The following is an 18,735-nucleotide window of genomic DNA, read 5'->3' on the forward strand; positions in this document are numbered from 1 at the left end:
TCTCGCAAAAGGGCCGTTTTTTTTGTCGTGATATTGATTTGCTAATCGAAATGATAATAATTGTCGTTCCTAGTTACATATAACCACAAGACGACACTATGAACACCTCACGTTTTGCAGTATGCGCGTTGGCAGGAGCCGTGACGCTGGCATTACAGGCACAGGCATTTGCGGAAGAATCCACCATTCTTGTCACCGGCTCTGAGCAGGGCAGCGTTCTCCCCGCATGGACGAACAGCGCAACCAAATCGGCGGTGGCCGAAAGTAAAACGCCGCAGGTGATCGATACTGTCTCTGCGCAGCAAATTGAGCAACGCCATGCCAGTTCCGTGAACGAAATCCTGCGCTATGTCCCGGGCGTTTCGACAGAGCTGCGTGGAAACACCACGTACATGAGCGAGTATAAAATTCGTGGCTTTACGGTTGACCAGGAGTTCTACAACGGCCTGCAGCTGCCGTATAACGTCACCGGAAACACCAAAGCGCGCATCGATCCGCTGCTGATTGAGAGCGTCGATATCCTTAAAGGGCCATCTTCTGTGCTCTACGGCGGCGGCTCCCCGGGTGGGCTGGTGAACATTCAAAGCAAAAAGCCGCAAAAAGCTGCCCGCACCGAGTTTGGCTTCAACACCGGTAACCGCAATCTGAAAGAGGGCTATCTCGACTCGACCGGACAAATCGCCGACAGCGACTGGAACTACCGTCTGCTGGGTAAAGCCACTGAAAATGACGATCAACCCCATACCACGCGGTATGAAAACTACCTGGTCGCACCGTCGGTTACGTGGCAGCCGGACAACAAAACGCGTCTCACCATTGATGCGCTGGCGCAAAACTCCCCGAGCCTGTCACCATCCAACCCGTTGCCGCTTGCTTACCTGCGCTCGAAATATGCCGATCGCCGTGATTACGCCGGGGATGAATGGAGCGGTTTTAAACAGCGTCAGTGGATGCTGGGTTACAGCTTTGAACATGAGTTTGACAGCGGCTGGGGCTTTAACCAGAAGGCACGGTACTTTGATGTCGACACCCATCAGCGCAGCGTTTACGCCACGGGGACGGGGAGTGAGGTCTACCAGCTTAACCGTTTTGCTTACACCACGGATGAGGATCTGAAGAGTTTCAACATTGATAACCAGGTAACCAAAACCGTGGCGCTGGGGGAATGGAAACATCACCTGTTGGCCGGGTTTGACTATCAAAAGCTGAACTCTCACTTCTACTACCGTTATGCCTCGACAACGCCCGGCATTGATATGCGAAATCCTGACTATTCGCAAATCAATGAACGCGATCTCGGGTTGTATACGGGGCAGAAGAATCGTCTGAGCTACCAACAAAACGGCTATTATCTGCAGGATCAGGTGGAATTTGGCGGCTTAAATCTGCTGGCCAGCCTGCGCTATGACGATTACCGCTCGGTGACCACCAATTATCTGCAGAACGGCGACAAAGCCTGGGTCTCGCAGGACCGCGTGACCAAACGCCTGGGCGCGCTTTACGCGTTTGAGAATGGGCTGTCACCGTTCATCAGCTACTCCGAAGGGTTTGCCCCGGTGTCGCCGCAGGGCACGCTCACGGCCAAAGACGTTAAACCAACAACCAGCAAACAGGTTGAAGGCGGGGTGAAATACCTGCTGGCAGAGTACGCCACCACCTTTACCGCCTCGGTGTTTAATATCCGTCAGAAAAATGTCGTCACCTCCGATCCGGGCTTCCTGAATTACAGCCAGACCGGCGAAGTGGAATCCAAAGGTGCCGAGCTCTCGGTCGTCAGCCGTCCGACGGATAACGTGACCCTGATTGCCAACTATGCCTATACCCATCTGATCAATACCGAAGATGATAAATACCAGGGCAAACGACCAACGCAGGTGCCGGAAAATGCGTTCAACCTGTGGGGAGATTACACCTTTGACAACACGCCGCTGAGGGGGCTGATGCTGGGGGCGGGGGCACGCTACACCGGTCCAATGGAAATTTCACCGAACAACGATGCGGGCAAACTGGGTGGCACCATGCAGTACGATCTGGCTGCTTCCTATCGTATGGGTGAAATCCTGCCGTCGCTGGAGGGGGTAACCCTCAAAGCCAGCGCGCAAAACATCACCAATAAAGAGACGCTGACCTGCTACGACGCCACGAACTGCTGGATTGGACGTGACCGCACGTATCAGTTGGGGGCGAGCTACAGCTTCTGATTATCCTTTCCCTCTCCCGCAGGGAATGCAGGCCGGGCAGGCGTTAGCGCCACCCGGCATTGCTCACCTACTGCGCCGTACTTTTCACCGGCGCAGCCTCATCATTCGCCGCAGGTTGATGCTCCGGCACGCTGTCACACGGTTTCTCTTTCGGACAGACCAGGTCCAGCATCTTCAGCGTCACGCCGTTGCTCCAGCCGAATCCATCCTGCAGCGGATACTCACCGCCGCCGCCGCCCGTACCGGTGGAGGAGACGTCATATTTTTCCACCAGTTTCTGCTCGCGATCGTAGGTGTGCTGAACGTTTTTCAGGAAACGCCAGGTGACATCCATCGCCACCTTATTCTGGCCATAATTCTGCAACCCTTCTGTCGCGACCCACTGCAGCGGCGCCCAGCCATTGGGGGCATCCCACTGCTGGCCGCTGTTGACGGTGGTGGTCGTTATGCCGCCCGGTTTCAGCAAACGTGAGGACGTCGCTGCAGCCACTTTATCAGCGCGATCCTGTGCCGCCGCCTTCACATACAGCGGGAAGAGGGCCGCAGCCGTAAGCTGATTACGCACCTTCTTGCTCTTCAGATCGTAATCCGCATACCACCCCTCTTTTTCGTTCCACAGATACTTCTCCATCGCCTTCTGGCGTGCCGTGGCCAGCGCCTCATATTTGCTCGCGCTGGCGGCATCGCCGCTCTCCTGGCTTGCCCGGGCGAGCAGTTTTTCCATCTTGAACATCAGGGCGTTCAGATCCACCGGCACAATGCTGGTGGTGCGGATGGTGCCCAGCTTTTGCGGATCGTCCATCCAGCGGGAGCTAAAGTCCCAGCCTGAGGCCGCCGCAGAGCGTAAATCGCGGTAGATCTCCGTCGCCGGACGGTTAGGGTTGCTTTTGGCGGTGGTGATATCGTCAAGCCATGACTCCGGACGTGGCGTATCGCGATCATCCCAGTAGCGGTTGAGCAGTGAGCCATCCTCCAGCTTCACCACCCGTTTGTTGGCTTGTCCGGCCTGCAGCGCATCGGCGCCCTCCATCCAGTAGGCGTACTCTTTTTCCATTTGTGGACGGTATTTCTTCAGTGCCTCGCTGTCGTGCGTCGCCAGCAGTTCAACCATCAGCGAGAAAAACGGCGGCTGGGAGCGGCTCAGGTAGTAACTGCGGTTGCCGTTCGGAATGTGTCCCCACGTATCCAGCTCGTAGGCGAAGTTGTCCACCATATCGCTGATTTTGTCCCAGTGGTCACTTTCCGCCAGCCCCAACATGGTGAAATAGCTGTCCCAGTAGTAGACCTCGCGGAAACGTCCGCCCGGCACGACGTAGGGTTTAGGTAACGGCAGGAGCGAATCCCACTTGTTACTGGCTTTATCGGTGGTGCGGGTAAGCACGGGCCACAGCCCGTCAATATGCTCACGCAGGCTCTGCCCGGCAGGAGGAACATATTTTTCCCCTTCCGCGGGAAGCGTGAAGTTCATATCCACAAAATGGCGTAAATCAAACCCGGACTGACGACGCTGCATGCGGTAGTCGGCCAGAATCGTCAGGGGATCGCTTTTCGGTACCGCATCGGCAAAGGTTTTTTGATCGGGGAAAAGTTTGGCGCTCTGGACATCGTTAAAGAGAGGGCCGAGCAAGATATCCGGTGAATTCGTCTGGCCAGAGTGCATTTCTTCTGCGTTGCCTGTCGCGGCAACCGCGAGCAACGCACTGCCCAGAACCAGAGGTAAGAGGCGAGGGCGCAGCTTTTGAGGGGTTATCATCGGTGCTTCTCCTTATTTCGCTGAGCAGCGGTCACGCTGTAATCAATCACCAGAAAACCTTAGTCGAATATTCCGCGCTTCGCGTGTCGAACATCGCACTTTGCACAAATCCAGATAATTTACCGTTGCGTTTAATGCCCCGGTGGCGCTGCTGAAATATTGATATTGTGAATGGCTGTAGGCGAGAAAATAAATTGCGATCCGTTACGCATAATTTTCCGGATAAAGGCTTTCTTTTAATTATCCCGATCACATAAAGCAAAAAACATAACTTCATGGTGAAAAAACATAATGGATCGCGTCGTTGCGCTCAGGCGAAATTATTGTCAAAGCAGAAACCGGTTTCATCAATAAGGAGTAACGTGATGTCAGTGAGTGAAAAAATTCCGGTCCGGGAAAAAATAGGCTACAGCCTGGGAGATGCCGCGAGCCATATTGTATTTGACTCATCGGTTGCCATTCTGGCGTATTACTATACCGATATTTATGGCTTGCCCCCGGCCGTAATGGGAACCATGTTTCTTTTGGTCCGTTTATTAGATGCCATTACCGACCCCGTTATGGGAGCGATTGCCGATGCAACATCCACGCGCTGGGGACGTTTTCGTCCCTGGCTGCTGGCGATATGCGTTCCTTTTGCGGTGAGTTGCGTATTGGTTTATTCCATTCCGGATTTTACCGAAACAGGCAAAATTTATTATGCCGTCGGGGCGTATATATTTATGACTCTGATGTATACCGCCATTAATATCCCCTATTGCTCCCTGGGCGCTGCGCTTACGTCCGATCCACGGGAAAACCTCTCTTTGCAGTCCTGGCGCTTTGCCATCACCCCGATTGGTGGCGCGCTTGGTACCGCGCTTATACTTCCCCTCGCGGACTATCTCTACCCCGGCGACAGGGCGACCGGCATTCAGGTGGCGATGGCGCTGTTTGGTGCAATCGGCTGCGTGATGTTTATCATTTGTTTTGTCACTACCAAAGAGCGTGTCCAGCCGATCAAAGAGGAGAATCTGAACATCGCCCGGGACGTTAAAATCCTCTTTCGTAACGATCAGTGGCGCATTCTCTCGATCTACAACTTTATGATGCTGGTGGCAGTGGTGATCCGCGGTGGCGCGGTGGTCTATTACGTCAATACCGTGCTCAACAAAGGGGCCGACATTATCTCGTACTTTATGCTGGGCGGGATGCTGGCCTCGATGTTTGGTTCAGTTCTGGCGCAGCCGTTCGGTACCCGTTTTTGTAAGGTTAAACTCTCGTTCTGGATCAATATTCTCAATGCGGCGTTAGGCGTGGCCTGCTTCTGGCTGCCGCTGGAGTTCTGGGTCATTCCACTGATTGCCCATGTGCTCATTCAGATTGTTCAGGGCGGTAACGGCGCGTTGCAGTGGTCAATGATTACGGATGCAAATAATTACGGTGAATGGAAAACTCAGCGTCGTATTACAGGTATGAATGTTGCGGCCAATATTTTCGTGATCAAATTAGGTGTCGCCGTCGGGGGGGCGATTCTGGGCTGGGTGCTGGCCTGGTTTAATTACCAGTCGAACAGTACGGTACAGTCGGAATCCGCGGTTCAGGGTGTCATTCTGCTGTTTACGTTAATCCCTTCACTCTTTTATTTACTCACCGCTTTTTCAATCAAGTTTTATAAATTAACCGAAAACGTCATGAATGGCGTGGTGAGTGATTTAAATAAAGGCGAATTCGCTAACTCTTAATAGTTGAAGCAGTAAGCCGATAATTCATTTGAATTATCGGTGAGGTTCTCTGTGTCCGTCAGGAAATAATGATTAACTCACGAGGATGGAGTCGATGAAAGTGAAATACCTTGCACTGCTCGTCAGTGCGTTTTGTTCTACCGCAGCAATGGCAGCAAATGATACGCAACGTCTGGAAGATAAACTGGCGCAACTGGAGGCGCGCCTCGAAAAGGCTGAAACAAGGGCGGCAAAGGCAGAAGCACAAATTCAGGTTCTGGAACAACAGCAGCAAACCGTGGTGGCCGCAAATCCTGTTGTGGTTGGATCCACAGAGCCTGCGACAGCGCAAACGGCACCGAAGCTCACGTTATCCGGCTACGGCGATATTAAATTTTATGGTGACGTTGAATTTAATATGGATGCGGCCAGCAAGACCGGCAGTTTAACCTCCATGAAAACGACAGCCAATAAAGACTGGGCACCCGGCAACCATGAACGCTGGGATATTAACGGGCGTCTGCTGCTGGGGTTTGACGGCTATAAGCGAATGGAAAACGGCAATTTTGCCGGTTTCTCCGTACAGCCGCTGGCGGACTTAACGGGCAAAATGAACCTGGATGACGCGGTCTTCTTCTTTGGCACGGAAAACGACTGGAAGGTAAAAGTTGGCCGTTTTGAAGCCTACGATATGTTCCCGCTGAATCAGGATACCTTCGTAGAATATTCCGGCAACACCGCCAACGATCTCTACAGCGATGGTTACGGCTATATCTATATGATGAAAGAGGGGCGCGGTCGTAGCGACAGCGGAGGTAACTTCCTGCTGAGTAAAACCCTGGGCAACTGGTATCTTGAGGTTAACACGCTGCTGGAAGATGGCAGCTCGCTGTTTGTTGACCAGCAGTATCATGGCGTGGACCTGGATAACGATAAAAACGTTGCCTACGTCCGCCCGGTGATTGCCTGGCAGGAAGGAAACTTCTCGACCGCCATCGCGATGGAGAGCAACCTCGTCAACAACGCCTACGGCTACCACGATGCGTCCGGAAGATGGGTCGACCAGTCTGACCGCACCGGCTATGGCTTTACCATGACCTGGAACGGGCAAAAAACCGATCCGGATGACGGTATCGTTGCCAACCTGAATACCGCTTACATGGATGCCACCGACGAGACGGATTTCACCGCGGGCGTGAATGCCTTATGGCGCAATGTAGAGCTGGGCTATATCTACGCGCATAACCAGATCGATAATTTCAACACCGCCAACTTTAATGCTGACTGTGATGGCGATTGCTGGGTGACCGATCCCGGCGATTATGATATTCACACCATTCATGCGTCGTACCTGATCCCGAACGTCATGAAGATGAAGAATTTCAATATCTATCTTGGCGCGTACGCCTCCTGGGTTGAAGCACATCCGAATGACGGCGATGACCGCAACGACGATCGCTACGGCGGGCGCGTGCGCTTCAAATACTACTTCTGATGTCCTGCGCCAGTCAGGCCTCTTCCGGGGTCTGGCTGGTCTCCCGCAGCGAGCCTGGCGCATGGCCGATAATTCGCTTGAACGCCCGGCTAAACGCCGCAAGGGATCCGTAACCCAGGCGCAGCGCGACCGTTTCAATAGGCTGATTTTCATGGCGAATGTACTGAATGGCCAGGCGCATCCTCAACTCGCTGAGGTATTTCGCCGGGGTGGTGCCCGTCGCGGCGAGAAAACGTTCCGCAAACACCGAGCGGGAGGTGCCAGCCTCTTTTGCCAGATCCGCCACGCTCCAGTTCAGACCCGGCTGCTGGTGCATGGCGTAAATGGCCCGGCTCAGACGCGGGTCGCGCAGTACCTGCACCCAGCCGGTGGCTTTTCCGCAGCCTCCTTCAACCCAGCCCCGCACGATTAGCGCCGCCACCACGTCTGCCAGCCGCGCGAGGATCCCGGCGAATCCGGCCTGACGCGTCATGGATTCGCGCTCCATCGCCGCCAGCAGCGGGTGGATCTCCGGCCAGGTGGACATCAACCGGCTCACCATCATCACCTCCGGCATCGCTTTGATGAGCGGTTGCATCCCGCCCAGCTCAAAATCCATGCATCCGCTGAAAATGACGGTGTTCTCGCTGTCCGGACACGGCTCGCAGGTGATGGCGCAGACCGAGCTGCAGATAGGTTCACTGGGAAACGCGCTGACCGGGGTGATGGTAGCCTGTTCGTCCGAGAGCAGGGCGTGCGCATTACCGTTCGGTATAAACAGGGCATCACCGCCGTTTAAGGTGAATGTTGCGCCACTCTCCATACGCAGCAGGGCATTGCCGCGGCTGACAAAATGAAACTGTGCTTTGCCAGGCGCCTGGTGGAACGCTACGCCAAAGGGTGCGCTGGCTTCAATGCGGCGGTATTTCACGCCCGACAGGCGCATTCCGCGCAACAGCTCGCTGATCAGGTCGGGGGACTGAGCGGTCATGGCAAAATTCCGGACGAATAATCAATAAGTGGAGATTATATGTCATAGATCGTCCACGGTGAACCCTCTATCCTTTTGCGACAGTTGTCACATTTTCATAACGGGAGATCAACAGATGAGTTCATGTGTCGCGGCGAGAGAGGCTGTTACGCCTGCAAAACCCGCCTGGCGGGCCGTCTATTCACTGGGGCTGGGGGTGTTTGGTTTGATCACGGCGGAGTTCCTGCCCGCCAGTTTGTTAACGCCCATGGCCGCAAGCCTGGGCGTAACAGAGGGGATGGCCGGACAGGCGGTAACCGCCACCGCGCTGGTCGCGCTGGTCACCGGATTGCTGATCACCCCGGCGACCAAAAGTATCGACCGTCGCTGGGTACTCATGTTTTTCTCGGTGCTGCAAATCATCTCCAGCCTGCTGGTGGCTTTTGCGCCGACGTTGCACGTTCTGCTGATGGGACGCCTGCTGTTAGGAATTGCCATCGGGGGATTCTGGGCGATGTCGACCGCCACGGCGATGCGTCTGGTGCCTGCTGATAAAGTGCCGAAAGCGCTGGCGGTGATCTTCTCCAGCGTGTCGATCGCCACGGTGGTTGCGGCTCCGTTGGGCAGCTATCTTGGCAGCCTGATCGGCTGGCGTAATGTCTTTATCCTCTGCATTCTGCCGAGCATGCTGGCGCTGCTGTGGCAGCTCTGGGTACTGCCGTCAATGAAGCCGGAGAGCAGCGGCAGCCTGGGCACCCTGTTCCGCGTGCTGCGTCGTCCGGGAATGATCGGCGGAATGCTGGCGACCATTCTGATCTTCAGCGGCCATTTTGCCTTCTTCACTTACCTGCGTCCGTTCCTTGAAACGGTGGGTCAGGCAAGCGTGGAGAGCATCTCGCTGATCCTGCTGGGCTTCGGGATTGCCAACTTTATCGGCACCTCCGTTGCCGGACATCTGCTTGCGCGCAACCTGCGCCTGACGCTGGCCCTGGTTCCGTTCGTTATGGGCGTGCTGGCACTCACCATGGTGGCGTTTGGTCATCTGGCGATGCTGGATGGATTACTGGTGGCGATGTGGGGCTTTGCGTTTGGTCTGGTTCCGGTGGGCTGGTCAACCTGGCTTGCCACGACGGTGCCGGATGAAGCCGAAAGCGCGGGTGGTTTGCTGGTGGCCTCTATCCAGCTGGCAATCAGCGCCGGTGCGGCCGTGGGCGGGGCGGTATTTGACCTCAACGGCGCCAGCGGCGTCTTTGCCGGAAGCGGTTTCCTGCTGGTGACGGCGATGGTGATTGTGTTTATGGGCGTGAAGGTTAAGGCGGAGTGATTGTTTTCCCTCTCCTGCGGGAGAGGGAATTTTTAGATGTCCATTATTCTACGCAGTCGCTCTCTCATTCCAGGTGTCTTTGAACATGATGTTCCCGTCACAATATTTCCATTCAATTGCTTCATAACGTATTTCAACTTCTTCAAGGTGGGCACTTGCAATCCCCAGCGGATGCAAGACTGGCGATATCCTTGTTACCTTGACGTTTTCCAGGATGATGTTGAAATATTCACGCTCGATACCGGCGTCATCAATTTTATACATTTTGATTAATGCCGTTTTGAAGGTTTTACCTGTACAGACGGCACGAAAGAGATAGGGTGTGATGCGATCGATTTCTTTTTCAAAGGTGATGGGGACATGAAGTCGTGTTCCTGTTAATTTACCCGTGTTGGAACAGGTCGGTATCCAGACCGAGTGGTTAAATGATTTTAGTTCGGTAGAGCCAAGCCTTGTGGGCATTAAACATTCACCTGTAACAGGCGCGTTATTTTCATCTGTCAACCATATATGTGCTGGTGTAGACATTTATTCATCCTTTAGGTTCGTAGAAATAGGCCATATAAAAAACGATTGCTACTATAGCCCCAACAATAAGCATTGCTGTTTGATCGTCTTCAATAAAGGTTACTGGGATCAGTGATAGAATCACAATAACAAAAATTGCGGTATATGCTTTTAAATCATTCTTCAAGTCTTCCAGAAGAAGTTTAAAAATCTTCTTTATGGCCCCCCTCATTATTGAGCCATTTTTATAAAAGCATTAGTAATATCATGATCTGATGCTGTGTAAATATTCAGGTAACCAGCTTTCATTACTACTGGTTCGATGAGGAAGTACATCATTTCAAGTTTCTCCATATATAATGCATGATAAAATAATGGAAGGAATTTTTTGAGATTATTGGCGCTGTCTGCCGCGCGTTGGACCATTGCGTAAGCGTTAAGCACTAAAAATGCACCTCCCGTTCTTCCGGCAACTTTTTTCATCAATGCGCTTTGCACTGCAGCATTCATTTGATTGCTATAGCATATATATTTTGCAACAGCATAAATTAAACTAAATTTGGATGCTTGCTGAACTGAATAGTGTGTTGTGAAGGGTATGACTTTTTCGAGTATGGTCTTCTTTTCATTTTCGCTTCTGTTTTTAAGTATTGTTTCGATGTATAACTTAACCATGCGGAATATCAAATCCCTGTGTTTAACTAGCTCTACAATACCGAGAATGAACCTTTTGTCTTCTGAAGCCAAATTTTTGCATACATCAAAATAATTTTCAGTGAAGCAAGACGTATAATAGAGTAAACGCGTTGTCGCATCGCCAAGATTATCTAGATATTCTATGGCACCATCCTTCACACCAGCTACGGCACGATCAAGCCTTAATGCAAGTTCTTTATCGGACCCTATTTTTTCGATAATCGATTTACTGTAATACATAGCCTGTCCCTGTTGTGTACAGAGTTTATCATGGGCTACGTTGTCGACTGGGGACAGTGATCGCACTCGCATTTATAAAAAGTGAAGGCATGAATAACCACCAATTTATTTTCTAAATAAATTGGTGGTTATATATAATTGATGTGATGAATTTGGAAACGATGAATATAATTAATCTTATCAAGTATTATTTATTCTGCGAGGATGGTTACATAATCCGTAGGCCGGGTAAGCGCAAGCGCCACCCGGCTTACACCTTACAACCCTTTCTTATCCATCAGCACCGCCAGATCCACCAGGCGATTAGAGAAGCCCCACTCGTTGTCATACCACGCCAGGATTTTCACCATCCGACCGCCAATTACCAGGGTGGAGAGACCGTCAATAATCGAAGAGCGCGGGTCGCCCTGATAATCGCTGGAGACCAACGGTTCATCGCTATATCCCAGAATGCCTTTCAATGGCCCGCTGGCGGCGGCTTTGCGGAACGCATCGTTCACCTCTTGTACCGTAACGTCACGGCTCAGCGTCACCGTCAAGTCCACAATCGAGACCACCGGAACCGGTACGCGCAGGGAATAGCCGGTCAGCTTGCCGTCCAGAGACGGGATGACTTTCCCCAGCGCCTTCGCGGCACCACTGGAGTACGGCACAATTGACAGGGCGGCCGCTCGTGCGCCGCGCAGATCTTTTTCCGGCTGGTCATGCAGCGCCTGGCTGTTGGTATAAGCGTGCGTGGTGTTCATCAGGCCATGCTCAATACCAAATTGCTGATGCAAAACCTGTGCGGCCGGGGCCAGGCCGTTCGTGGTGCAACTCCCGTTGCTCACCACCACATGCTTAGCCGGATCGTACTGCTCGTGGTTAACGCCCATCACCACCGTCAGATCGTCATTCTTACCCGGTGCAGAAATGATGACGCGCTTCGCACCACCGTGCGAGATATGCACCAGTGCTTTTTCGCGCTCGGTGAAGAAACCGGTGGCTTCAATCACCACGTCAACGCCGACATCGCGCCAGGGGATATTCGCCGGATCGCGCTCGCTAAAGACGGTGATGCGCTGACCGTCGACCTGCAGCGCGCCGTCCGCCGCTTCAACGGGTGCCGGTAGCGTGCCGAGCAGGGAATCATGCTTAAGCAAATGGGCGAGGGTTTTGCTGTCCGTCAGATCGTTAATCGCCACAATCTGCAGGTCCGGATTGCCCAGCGCCGCGCGCAGGAAATTACGTCCGATACGGCCGAAACCGTTAATGCCGACCTTAACCATAATGCACTCCTTATCTCTGTTGTCTGGAGTCACTGTAGGCTTCAGGCCGGATGGCGTAAATGACAAAAAAGGATCACATTACGCCATTTTGCGACAGTGAAAACGCTGACGGTATTCACCGGGTGTGAGGTGGAGCTGTTTTTCAAATACGCGGCGCAGGTTGATGCTGGTGCCAAATCCGCTTTTCTCGGCGATAACGGATAGCGGATCGTCGGTCTGTTCAAGCAACTGTCGGGCTGCGGCAAGGCGCGCTTCGGTCACATAGCGTGCCGGAGACGCCCCCGTGTCGCGGGTGAATACCCGGGTGAAATTGCGCGGGCTCATGGCTACTTTTTCTGCCAGCTTTTCGACGCACAGATCGGCCGTCAGGTTTTGCAGGATCCAGGTTTGCAGCTCGCTGATGGGTCCGGAGGAGCCGGACTGCGACAGGTTATAGCGGCTGAACTGCAGCTGGCCTCCCGGGCGGCGCAGATACATCACCATATCCTGCGCCACGTCGCGCGCGAGGCTGAAGCCATAATCGTCTTCCACCAGCGCCAGGGTCAGATCAAAGCCGGAACTCACGCCACCGGAAGTCCAGATGGGGCCATCCTGAATGTATATCGGGCCACCTTCGACGTGGATTGACGGGTACTGCGCTTGCATGGTTTCCAGCAGTCGCCAGTGGGTGGTCGCCCGACGCCCGTCAAGCAAACCGGTCTGGGCCAGCAGCATCGCACCTCCGCATATGGAGGCGATCCGCCGCGAATGTGGTGCGGCAAGATGCAGCCAATCCACCACGGCGGTACTTTCCTGCTCGTTCATGCCGCGCCCGGTAATGATGATGGTATCAAGCGGCTCACGGGGATCCAGCTCCGGCAGGCGATAATCTGCCAGCAGATTCAGGCCGGACTGGCCGTGGATCACCTGGTGCGGCTGGGTCGTGGCGATGATGATGCGATAGCAGGGCTGCGCAAGGCCTCCCGGGTGCAGGCGGTTGGCCTGCATCAGAATGTCGGCGATGCCGGCGGCTTCAAACAACATGCCGCCGTCAGGAACAATAATCAGGATCTTCTTCATGTCCTGAAAAATACCTTTATTACAAAAGAAGTCAAGCGGAGGGCAAGGGCGTTAACAGGCCCAACGCACCTTTCTGGCAAAGCAAAGTGATTTAAGTTCTTTGTTATTTCAGGCGTTATCCCGGATCGTCAGCATATTATCTCTGGCGAAACGGCTCTGAAGGAATGGGTAAACGAAGCTCCCTCTATTTACACCCGCAACAACGCGACCATATTCACCACCTCGCCTCGGGGTTTCTCTGGCGAACTGAGTTGCCCACATGGCTGTTGATAGTCACTATTTATGGCGGCTGGTTCTCGACACTGGTGTTCTGGCAGGTCCTCGGTCTGCTGCCGGCCACGCTGCTGCTGATTGGGTTTACCGCCTGGTATATGTCTCTTCAGCATGAGCTGATCCACGGCCATCCCACGCGTTTCGCCTGGCTGAACCAGCTCTTTGGCACGCTGCCGCTGGCGGTCTGGTATCCGTATGGCCTGTACCGGGATTCTCATCTGGCCCACCATCGCCACGACCATCTGACCATTCCGGTGGATGATCCGGAGTCATACTACTTTACGCAGGCGAGCTGGGCGCGATTGTCGCCCTGGCAGAAGCGGGTGATCCACGCCCGTAACACCTTTACCGGGCGACTGTTGCTGGCGCCGCTGCTGGATATTCTCCAGACGCTGGGCAGCGCGGTGGTGGCGTTTCGCCATCTTCAACTGCGGGCGATGGTGATGTGGCTTGTGCATATGGCGTTGCTGGCGCTGCTTTTTACCTGGATGATGCACAACGGTTTCTCTCCGCTCTGGTTTGTGCTGGCGGTAAGCTACCCGGCGCTGGCGCTGACAAAGGTACGCTCTTTTCTGGAACATCGTGCGGCGGATGACCCGCTGGCGCGTTCGGTGATTAACGAAGCCGGGCTGTTCTGGCGAATGCTGTTTCTGAATCTCAACTACCATTCAATACATCACGATTTACCCGGCGTGCCCTGGTACGGGCTGAAGACGATCTACCTGCAAAACCAGCAGGCGTACCGTGAGCGTAACCAGGGTTTTCTGGTCAGAGGGTACGGCGAATGGATGCGACGGTTCTGGAAAACGTCGGTGGACGTCACCGTACATCCCTGGCGTCAACACGAGGAAAGTCATGAGTAACCGACTGGCGTTTCCGATGTATGCGGTGGATCGTCATGATACCCTCGCACTGTGGCAGGCGGTCCAGCGTCTGCTGGTGGCGCGTGGTCTGCCGGTGGAGGATCTTATCCCCGGCTGGCCGGAGTCTGACCTGCCGGCACACTGGCAACAGCCTAATCTTATCCTGAGCCAGACCTGTGGCTACCCGCTGATGACACAGTTGCCGGCGGTGCAGGTCGTCGGCTGTTTTCACTACCGGGTACCGGGCTGCGAAGGCATCCACTACCGTAGTTTTCTGGTGGTACGTGATGAGGATAAACACCGCACGCTGGTTGATTTTCGCGGACGGCGGGTGGTATGTAACGCGCCCGATTCCCAGTCTGGCTACAATGCGCTGCGCAACCGCGTGCCGTCACGTGCGTTAAACGCCTGGTTCTCTGAGGTTATCTTCAGTGGCAGCCATCGCCAGTCGCTGATCGAGGTAAAACGTGGAGGAGGGGATATCGCGGCGATCGACTGCGTGACCTATGCGCTGTTGCAGCGGCATGACCCGAACCTGCTGGCGGGACTGGCTGTGATTGACCAGACGCCCCTCACGCCAGGACTGCCGCTAATCACCGCGCCCGGCACCACCCCCGAAACGCTTCATGCCATCCGCGATGCGCTAACCACGCTGGTGAGCGCCCCGGAATACCGGGGCGTGTGTGATGCGCTGTTTATCGGCGGGTTTAGCGTCGTGGCGCGCGAGGCCTGGTCTGTGTTAACCGGGGTTACAGCGGACGGATCTCTTTCGAGCGCAGGGTGAGGCGGACGGGCACCGATTTATACGATGGCGTGCCGCTCTCTTTATCCAGATAGTCGAGCGGAACCAGCACGTTGGCCTCAGGATAGTAGGCCCCGACCGAGCCCGGGGCGATGGCGTATGCCACCACCGTGATATCCTCCAGACGCTGAGTGCTGCCCGGCAGGGCGGTTTCGATATCTACCCGGTCGCCGTGCTCCAGTCCTGACTGTTCCATATCGCCTTCATTCATAAACAACACGTCGCGACGGCCAAAGACGCCCCGATAACGGTCGTCGAGGGCATAAATCGTGGTGTTATACTGGTCGTGGCTGCGCAGCGTGATCAGACGCAGGACGTTATCGCCTTCACCGCTGGTATTCTCATTGACCCCTTCAAATACCGAGAACATCGCTTTGCCCGTTGCCGTTGGCCAGATACGTTTCGTGGGCGGCAGCGGCAAACGGAAGCCACCGGGTACCCGGATCCGCGCGTTATAGTCCTCAAAGCCCGGAATGGTCTGCTCAATCAGATCGCGAATACGATCGTAATCCGCAACCAGGTGCATCCAGTCCACACGGGTGGCCTTGAGGGTCGCTTTCGCCATGCCGGCTACAATGGCCGGTTCGGCGCGAAGCAGGGGAGAGGCGGGTTTCAGCTTGCCGGAGGAGGCATGAACCATCGACATGGAATCTTCCACGGTAATGGACTGACGCCCGCTGGCCTGCACATCAAGCTCCGTGCGGCCAAGGCAGGGGAATATGAAGGTCTCTTTCCCCACCAGCAGGTGTGTACGGTTCAGCTTGGTACCGACGTGCACGCTCAGATCCAGCTTACTCATCGCCGGGAAGCCGTTCTCGTGATCGGGCATTGCCACCGCGAAGTTACCCCCGAGGCAGATAAGCGCTCTGGCGCGGCCGTCGATCATGGCCTGGGTGGCCTGCACCGCGTCATGCCCGTGGTGAGAAGGGGGGTCAAAACCGAAGACCTCCTTCAGACGGCTCAAAAATGCCGGTGACGGTTTCTCGCTAATGCCGACGGTACGGTTCCCCTGAACGTTAGAGTGTCCGCGCAGCGGGCAGATCCCGGCACCGGGCTTACCTATATTGCCGCGCAGCAACAGCACATCGGCGATCAGACGGACGTTGGAGGTCCCTTTATTATGCTGCGTAATGCCCATGCCGTAAGTAATGATAGTGGCGTTCGATTTCGCGTAGGCATCGGCAACATTTTTCAGCGCCGCCTGGCTCAGCCCGGATTCGCGCTCAATGGCGTCCCAGCTCGTTTGCGCAATATCTGCCGCAAAGTCTTCAAAGCCCTGCGTGTGTTCGGCGATAAACGCCCGGTCGAGCACATTGCCGCGCTCGGTTTCCATCTGCAGCAGGTGTTTGGCGATGCCTTTTAGCGCGGCGGCATCGCCACCGGCTTTAACCTGGAAGTAGGTTGAGGCGATGTCGGTGGATCCGTAGGTCGCCATCTCAATGACGCTCTGCGGATCGGCAAACCGTTCCAGCGCGCGCTCGCGCAGCGGGTTTAACACGATAATCGGCACGCCGCGGCGGGCCAGTTCATGCAGGGTGCCCATCATACGCGGATGGTTGGTGCCGGGATTATGCCCGATGGAGATCACCAGCTCCGTCTTGTCAAAATCCTCCAGCGAGACGGTACCTTTCCCGATACCAATGGAGCGCGGTAAACCGACGCTGGTGGCTTCGTGACACATGTTGGAGCAGTCAGGGAAATTATTGGTCCCGTACTCGCGGGCAAACAGCTGGAACAACCAGGCCGCTTCGTTGGAGGCGCGTCCGGAGGTATAGAACTCCACCTGGTCTGGTTCGAGCCCACGCAGTACCTCGCCGATGCGTTCAAAGGCCTCCTCCCAATCGACGGGGCGAAAAGTGTCACTTGCCCGGTCATAGCGCAGGGGATGGGTCAGACGGCCGTACCCTTCAATTTCAAAGTCAGATTTTGTCAGCAGCGACGTTACGCTGTTATTAGCCAGAAACTCCGGGGTTACCCGTTTGCTGGTGGCTTCCCAGGTAACCGCCTTCGCGCCGTTCTCGCAGAACTGGAACGTTGATTTATGCTCTTTATCTGGCCACGCGCAGCCCGGGCAGTCAAAACCGTCGGGCTGGTTGGTGCGCAGCAGCGTGGCGGGGGCATCAAGGGCATCCATCTGGGTTCGCACCGCAATCGCCGTCGCTTTTAATGCCCCCCAGCCGCCTGCGGGGCCGTCGTAATGTCGGATGCCGGGAACGGCACGTCGTTTGTTATTCATACCTGGTTACCCTGTTAGACCGCCCGTCGTGCAGTATGCGGCTGAGAAATTTAAAGAAATCATAACAAATTTTTATCAAGTGAATAATATATCCTGGCAATAGCACCGTGAACGCGACAGTGTAGTGACAGTAAAATTTCAAACGAAAAGGAGGGGAGCGTCCCTGGCGGTGTTATGACCTGACGTGGCGAAGGCGATATATTGAACAACACCGCAGGGAATAATGATGTAGTCATGCTTAACTGTTAATTGTTCCGGGAACGCGTTAATCGTCCCCCTAAAGGATAAAATGCGCAAAGTTATTTTGCGCCGTGAAATTAATTTTTTTCATCCTCTATGAATTGTCTTAATTCCCGGCGGAAAAGTCATGGGTATTAAAGATACGCTATCAATGCAACAAATAATTCATGAAAGATATATTCATCTGAGCATCGCAAAAATCGCAACTCTACTAATTATGGTAGTGGCGATAATAGCGGTATTGCGTTAATGACAATGGTTCTCTTTTGATTTTTTTGCTTTTCAATCATGAGTTTGCGTTAGAGGTTCTGGTAATAATAAGACAATTCAGGGTAAGTAAGATTTTTTTCTCAGATTAATCCTATAATGTGTCGGGTGCTTCATTAAGCAGCAGTTGTGAGGAAGGAAATATTGAATTGGTGACAAGCTCATGTAAACTTGTTTACCGTTTGTCAAAATATGTCAGGAAGACACTGGGCCTTATTCTGAAGGGCTCGTGCGGTAGCTATGCCCTAATAATAGTAACGCCCCGAAAATATCCTGGCTATTTTAACGATAGCACCTAAGTCAAACTTCATCCCCTTTATCTCATCATCGAAATATCGCTACGGAAAAGCATATGAAAATGCGCGTATTGTTTTCACTTCTGTTTGTAATGGCGGTGGCGGGCTGTAAAGCGCCGCAGAAACCTGTGATCACTGACGATACGATCGTGACCAGCCAGGTCAACGGCGTCACCTTAACCCACCGTCATGCCATCACGCCTCCTGCTGAGTTCACTCAGGTTAACGAGCCATACCGTGCTATGTATCCGGCATCCCTGATGAGCCGCCCTGATTTTGGTGGCAAGGTTGTCAGTACGCTGGTAACCGGAAAAACCTACGTGGTGCTGGGGCAGGTTGAACACTACTGGATGGCGCTTGCCGATGAAGGACAAGACCAGCTGATTGGTTACGTTCCGATGCGTGCGGTGATCAAAGCCGATCAGTATGAAGCAGCCGTACGTAAACAGGCCATTCGTCCTAAGACGCGCAAAAAAGCGACCTGTGTCGACGTGGACGGGAACAGCAAAGCCTGCAAAGACAGCGCTAACGGTACCTGGATCCTGAACTAAACGGCTTTTCTG

14 protein-coding genes are annotated in these 18,735 nt (G+C 54.1%); 7 read left to right on the top strand and 7 right to left on the bottom strand.

All coding sequences use genetic code 11. The features are described from left to right. Positions 1-98: 98 nt before the first annotated feature. Entirely contained in the window at positions 99-2,201 is a 2,103-nt protein-coding gene (locus ACTJJI_RS13120) for a TonB-dependent siderophore receptor (RefSeq protein ID WP_096927415.1), read from the top strand. Between the two features lie 67 nt (positions 2,202-2,268). Here ACTJJI_RS13120 and ACTJJI_RS13125 read toward each other — a convergent pair whose 3' ends face one another. Next, on the bottom strand, positions 2,269-3,954 hold the full coding sequence (locus tag ACTJJI_RS13125; protein ID WP_440654354.1) for an alpha,alpha-trehalase: 1,686 nt from the start codon (positions 3,952-3,954) through the stop codon (positions 2,269-2,271). Positions 3,955-4,319: 365 nt separating this feature from the next. Here ACTJJI_RS13125 and ACTJJI_RS13130 point away from each other — a divergent pair, with 365 nt between their 5' ends. Beyond that, a complete protein-coding gene (locus ACTJJI_RS13130) occupies positions 4,320-5,678 on the top strand; it encodes a glycoside-pentoside-hexuronide (GPH):cation symporter (protein WP_047360883.1) in 1,359 nt (452 codons plus the stop codon). A 94-nt stretch (positions 5,679-5,772) separates the two neighbouring features. Continuing rightward, a complete protein-coding gene (locus tag ACTJJI_RS13135) occupies positions 5,773-7,152 on the top strand; it encodes a carbohydrate porin (RefSeq protein WP_063411834.1) in 1,380 nt (459 codons plus the stop codon). 13 nt (positions 7,153-7,165) lie between these two features. Here the strand turns inward: ACTJJI_RS13135 and ACTJJI_RS13140 are convergent, their stop codons facing one another. Further along, positions 7,166-8,122, bottom strand: a complete 957-nt coding sequence (locus ACTJJI_RS13140; protein WP_440654357.1) for an AraC family transcriptional regulator — start codon at positions 8,120-8,122, stop codon at positions 7,166-7,168. Between the two features lie 115 nt (positions 8,123-8,237). Here ACTJJI_RS13140 and ACTJJI_RS13145 point away from each other — a divergent pair, with 115 nt between their 5' ends. After that, positions 8,238-9,425, top strand: coding sequence for an MFS transporter (locus tag ACTJJI_RS13145; protein WP_014832338.1), 1,188 nt, complete (start codon positions 8,238-8,240; stop codon positions 9,423-9,425). A gap of 48 nt (positions 9,426-9,473) precedes the next feature. On the opposite strand, the gene ACTJJI_RS13150 is transcribed toward ACTJJI_RS13145, so the two are convergent. The 4 genes from ACTJJI_RS13150 to ACTJJI_RS13165 all read right to left on the bottom strand — a co-directional run bounded on the left by ACTJJI_RS13150 (position 9,474) and on the right by ACTJJI_RS13165 (position 13,195). Further along, positions 9,474-9,953 carry an Hcp family type VI secretion system effector gene (locus tag ACTJJI_RS13150; protein WP_050860369.1) on the bottom strand — a complete coding sequence of 160 codons (480 nt, stop codon included), beginning with the start codon at positions 9,951-9,953 and terminating at the stop codon, positions 9,474-9,476. Between the two features lie 210 nt (positions 9,954-10,163). Continuing rightward, complete coding sequence (locus ACTJJI_RS13155) at positions 10,164-10,868, bottom strand: hypothetical protein (protein ID WP_440654360.1); 705 nt, start codon at positions 10,866-10,868, stop codon at positions 10,164-10,166. A 257-nt stretch (positions 10,869-11,125) separates the two neighbouring features. Then, the gene (gene gap, locus ACTJJI_RS13160) at positions 11,126-12,136 is read right to left on the bottom strand and encodes a type I glyceraldehyde-3-phosphate dehydrogenase (RefSeq protein WP_270783776.1); all 1,011 of its coding nucleotides are present in this window, start codon (positions 12,134-12,136) and stop codon (positions 11,126-11,128) included. A 78-nt stretch (positions 12,137-12,214) separates the two neighbouring features. Then, positions 12,215-13,195: a GlxA family transcriptional regulator gene (locus ACTJJI_RS13165; RefSeq protein ID WP_063427063.1), complete on the bottom strand. Its 981-nt coding sequence runs from the start codon at positions 13,193-13,195 to the stop codon at positions 12,215-12,217. A 164-nt stretch (positions 13,196-13,359) separates the two neighbouring features. Between ACTJJI_RS13165 and ACTJJI_RS13170 the strand changes: the two genes are divergently transcribed. Both ACTJJI_RS13170 and ACTJJI_RS13175 read left to right on the top strand, forming a co-directional pair. Further along, on the top strand, positions 13,360-14,331 hold the full coding sequence (locus ACTJJI_RS13170) for a fatty acid desaturase (RefSeq protein ID WP_440654363.1): 972 nt from the start codon (positions 13,360-13,362) through the stop codon (positions 14,329-14,331). Then, positions 14,324-15,115, top strand: a complete 792-nt coding sequence (locus ACTJJI_RS13175; protein WP_440654365.1) for a phosphate/phosphite/phosphonate ABC transporter substrate-binding protein — start codon at positions 14,324-14,326, stop codon at positions 15,113-15,115. Before ACTJJI_RS13170 ends, ACTJJI_RS13175 begins: the two co-directional genes overlap by 8 nt. Here ACTJJI_RS13175 and ACTJJI_RS13180 read toward each other — a convergent pair. Next, complete coding sequence (locus tag ACTJJI_RS13180) at positions 15,081-17,369, bottom strand: FdhF/YdeP family oxidoreductase (RefSeq protein ID WP_440654367.1); 2,289 nt, start codon at positions 17,367-17,369, stop codon at positions 15,081-15,083. The genes ACTJJI_RS13175 and ACTJJI_RS13180 overlap by 35 nt on opposite strands. 859 nt (positions 17,370-18,228) lie before the next feature. Here ACTJJI_RS13180 and ACTJJI_RS13185 point away from each other — a divergent pair. Continuing rightward, positions 18,229-18,723, top strand: a complete 495-nt coding sequence (locus tag ACTJJI_RS13185; protein ID WP_014832331.1) for a hypothetical protein — start codon at positions 18,229-18,231, stop codon at positions 18,721-18,723. The last annotated feature ends 12 nt before the right edge of the window (positions 18,724-18,735 follow it).

This window comes from Enterobacter sp. 22466 (assembly GCF_052044775.1).
Taxonomy (GTDB): domain Bacteria; phylum Pseudomonadota; class Gammaproteobacteria; order Enterobacterales; family Enterobacteriaceae; genus Enterobacter; species Enterobacter dissolvens.